The sequence below is a fragment of the Rhodococcus sp. NPDC056743 genome, from assembly GCF_042790355.1.
GTDB lineage: Bacteria > Actinomycetota > Actinomycetes > Mycobacteriales > Mycobacteriaceae > Rhodococcus_F.
On the sequence record NZ_JBHTZI010000011.1, the window covers coordinates 329085 to 332417 of the forward strand.

At 60.5% G+C, this 3333-nt stretch carries 5 protein-coding genes; 2 read left to right on the forward strand and 3 right to left on the reverse strand.

Translation table 11 applies throughout. The features are described 5' to 3' along the window. Nucleotides 1–520: 520 nt before the first annotated feature. Both ACFRFQ_RS25860 and ACFRFQ_RS25865 read left to right on the forward strand, forming a co-directional pair. Nucleotides 521–739, forward strand: a complete 219-nt coding sequence (locus ACFRFQ_RS25860) for a hypothetical protein (protein ID WP_378664135.1) — start codon at nucleotides 521–523, stop codon at nucleotides 737–739. Nucleotides 740–801: 62 nt separating this feature from the next. Further along, nucleotides 802–933, forward strand: a complete 132-nt coding sequence (locus tag ACFRFQ_RS25865) for a hypothetical protein (protein WP_378664138.1) — start codon at nucleotides 802–804, stop codon at nucleotides 931–933. A gap of 17 nt (nucleotides 934–950) precedes the next feature. Here the strand turns inward: ACFRFQ_RS25865 and ACFRFQ_RS25870 are convergent, their stop codons facing one another. From ACFRFQ_RS25870 to ACFRFQ_RS25880, 3 genes are all read right to left on the reverse strand, one after another. Then, complete coding sequence (locus ACFRFQ_RS25870; protein WP_378664141.1) at nucleotides 951–1826, reverse strand: oxidoreductase; 876 nt, start codon at nucleotides 1824–1826, stop codon at nucleotides 951–953. A gap of 19 nt (nucleotides 1827–1845) precedes the next feature. Then, on the reverse strand, nucleotides 1846–2796 hold the full coding sequence (gene yidC, locus ACFRFQ_RS25875) for a membrane protein insertase YidC (protein ID WP_378664144.1): 951 nt from the start codon (nucleotides 2794–2796) through the stop codon (nucleotides 1846–1848). A 117-nt stretch (nucleotides 2797–2913) separates the two neighbouring features. Further along, entirely contained in the window at nucleotides 2914–3213 is a 300-nt protein-coding gene (locus tag ACFRFQ_RS25880) for a DUF6412 domain-containing protein (RefSeq protein WP_378664147.1), read from the reverse strand. Between the last annotated feature and the right edge of the window lie 120 nt (nucleotides 3214–3333).

Here is a 3333-nt window from a genome sequence, read left to right on the forward strand (position 1 = left end):
GCGTAACCCGATCTCTGGCGCCCCCCCACCCCCGCCAACTGCGTGTACACCAACCCCCCCCCCCCCCACCCCTGACAGCGTCCCCCCGCCCGCGCCGCCCGCCACCCCCTGGGAGCGCGGCCGTCGCTTTGCGTTCGGCCCCCTCGATCATCGACGGGATGGACATTCGTCCAAGTGGCATCGACTCCCGCCATGCTGTACAAAGTTGGAGCGGTCATTTTGTGGTTCACCTCACATGTGGCCGACAATGATGGAGACACCTAGAACGTGCCTTAAGCAACAGGGCCTTCCGGGCCGGACCTTGTCAGAGGTCCGGAACGCAATGGAAAGGGCCTGATCTTGCTGTTCCCGATACTCCCGCCCAGTCGCGCCTTGCGGGTCGAACGACACCGCCTGATCGAACGACTACGCCTGATCGTCGACCCGCCCCCTGGACGGGCAACACCATCCGAGTGCTGATGTGCACCGCGCCGATGAACTCGGCACCTCGAACAGACCGTCGGATGACAAGGACACAATCATGGACCACCGTAGGATCATGGACCACCGCACGCCCGATCAGGATCACTTGCCAACAGAACCGCAGAATTCGCGGTTCCGATCGACCTCGTTCATCGCACTCGGGTCAGCAGTGCCCGCTTCGGCGCCCGCCCTTGCACTGACCGGATCTATCGCTCTCTGCGCACTCGTCGCGGTACTCGTCGTCGCATGTATCGGTTTTGCTGCGCTCGTCATCTAATGCTCATCACGGAAATTCTTCCAGTACAGACGAATTCGAAGCACGACAAAGGAAACTTACCCATGACCACATTGCCGTCACCAGCGATTCCTCGGCACCCCGCGCCCGGCGGCGCGATGAGTACCGAGGAGATCAAGGCCCGCATCGAGGCTATGTTCGCCGACCGCCCGGCGGACAAAGCCCGCACACGCTAGGTAATCGGCACAGAACCTCAGATTCCGAACGACACCCCGGTCAACTTCTCCGACAAGGTCCACAGGCCTGCAGCGGTCTCGGTATCGTGTGATTTCTTGTTCGAGCCAACCACTTTCGGATATCCACGCTGCTCGAACGGGCCGTCGGGGCCGATGTAGCTACCGCCGAATGCATCGGGAGCAGTTGCCGCATACAGTTCCGGCAATGCGCCCATCTCCGCTGACTGAGCGATGATCCGGTTGCCGATGCCCATGATCTTGTCGAAGACGGATTCGGTGTGTCCCTGCAGGTTTGTCGACGCGTATCCCGGATGTGACGCCAACGCCTTGAGCGGAGAACCTGACGCGGCCAGCCGTCGTTGAAGTTCGTACGTGAACAGCAGATTAGCGAGCTTGGACTGCCCGTATGCCCGCCAGCGGTTGTATCTGCGGTGCTCGAAGTTGAGATCGTCGAGGTCGACTGTTCCGAGTTGGTGCAGCGCACTGGACATCGTCACGACCCGGTCCGTCAGCTTGTCCTTCAGCAAGCCGGTGAGCGCAAAATGCCCGAGATGGTTTGTGCCGATCTGCATTTCGAAACCGTCGACCGTCCGGCGAAACGGTATCGCCATCACACCGGCGTTGTTCACCAGAACGTCGACGGTCTCGGTGGCGTCGGCGAATGCCCGCACCGACGCCAGATCGGCAAGATCGAGTCGGCGAACCAGTGCATTGGAACCGATCTCCGCCGCAATCGGTTCAGCCTTCGATGTGTCACGGCACGCGAGTACGACGGTGGCACCCGCTTTGCCCAATGCTCGTGCGACTACCTCCCCCAACCCACTGTTGGCCCCGGTCACCACAAACGTTCGGCCGGTCTGATCGACAACGTCTTCTGCAGTCCACTTGGTCATGAAATCCAGCGTACGTGTGTTACTCGCCGGTAGGGAGTCCCCGCTTCCGTTTCGCTCGGATCGGCTTGGCCCCCGGAGCCGGAGCCGTCGGCGCCGAACTGGGAGTGATCAGCGCATCGTTTTCCCGCTGCTCGGCTGCGATCCGCCCGTAGACAAAATGCTGCTGCGTAAACGTCCAGCAGTTGTTGCTCACGAAGTAGATCAGGATCGCGATCGGTGCAAACGCACCGAAGGCGATCACGCCGACCGGAAACACCCACAGCGCAAGTTTGTTCATGATCGCCGTCTGCGGGTTGACGGTACCGGTGTCCACCTGTCGCGCAATCGATGCTCGCGACGTGAAGTGCGTCGCCACCGCGGCAAAGATCATCAGCGGAACTGCGACGAGGACTATGGACAGCCTCGTGACATCGCCGAACGCCTCCAATTGCGCGGCCGGACTCGAGATCATCGCCGAGAGCGGGGCACCGAACAGCTTGGCGTCGAGAAACGACTGCACATCCGAAGCGCTGAAGAAGTAGTTCGCCGTGTTCGCGTTGTCGGCGATGGACATGGGTTCGGTAGGGCTGAGAAACGGAACGTGGGTGGCCGGTCCGGTCCGATTGAACGAGCGAAGTACGTGGTAGAGACCGATGAACACCGGCGCTTGGATCAGCATCGGCAGACATCCGAGCAGCGGACTGTAGTTGTGTTCCTTCTGGAGTTTTGCCATCTCCGCAGCGAGTTTCTGATTGTCGCCGGCGTACTTCTTCTGCAATGCCTTGATCTGCGGTTGCAGTTTCTGCATCACCAACTGCGTGCGGACCTGTTTGACGAAGGGTTTGAAAAGCACCGCCCTGAGCGTGAAGACGAGAAACACCACGGACAGCGCCCAGACGACCCCGTTGTCGGGGGCTCCCGAGATCAGGGAGAAGGCCTTGTGCCAGAACCACAAGATTGCGGACACGGGGTAATAGATGAAATCGAGCATGATGGATGAACCTCACCAAGAGGCACGCTCGCGGCAGATTGCGAGCGCGGGAATGGTCGTGGACTGAGTTTTCTCAGACCGACCTAGGAACGAGTTTGTCGCCCGAACAGCGTCGGTCTACAGACCGATTCCCGGCGCTCTGGGTTGCGGACGGCCAGGGGCGTCCGGACTACTCTGCCTGCGGAAAGAGCCACGCAGACAACGCTCGTCACGGGATGGACCACGTGAGGACAACGAAACCAGTTGAAGCAGTTCGCCGCGAGGCGACGTCGCCAGCGCGGCAACAACGAACACCGCGATCGCAGTTCCCAGAACCGCTGCACTGCTTGAAGAGGCGAGCGGCGGAGTAGCGAGCATCGCGATGAACGGCAGCAGAAGTAGCAACAACGATCGTGTCGCTGTTCCCTGCCTGTTCATGGATTCGAAGATACACCGTCATCATCGTCGGGCTCACGTGGTTGACGCAACGAGCGATGTGCGAAACCTTTCCAACGGAGTATCCCATTCAAGGGTTTTGCGGGGCCGTGAGTTGAGCAA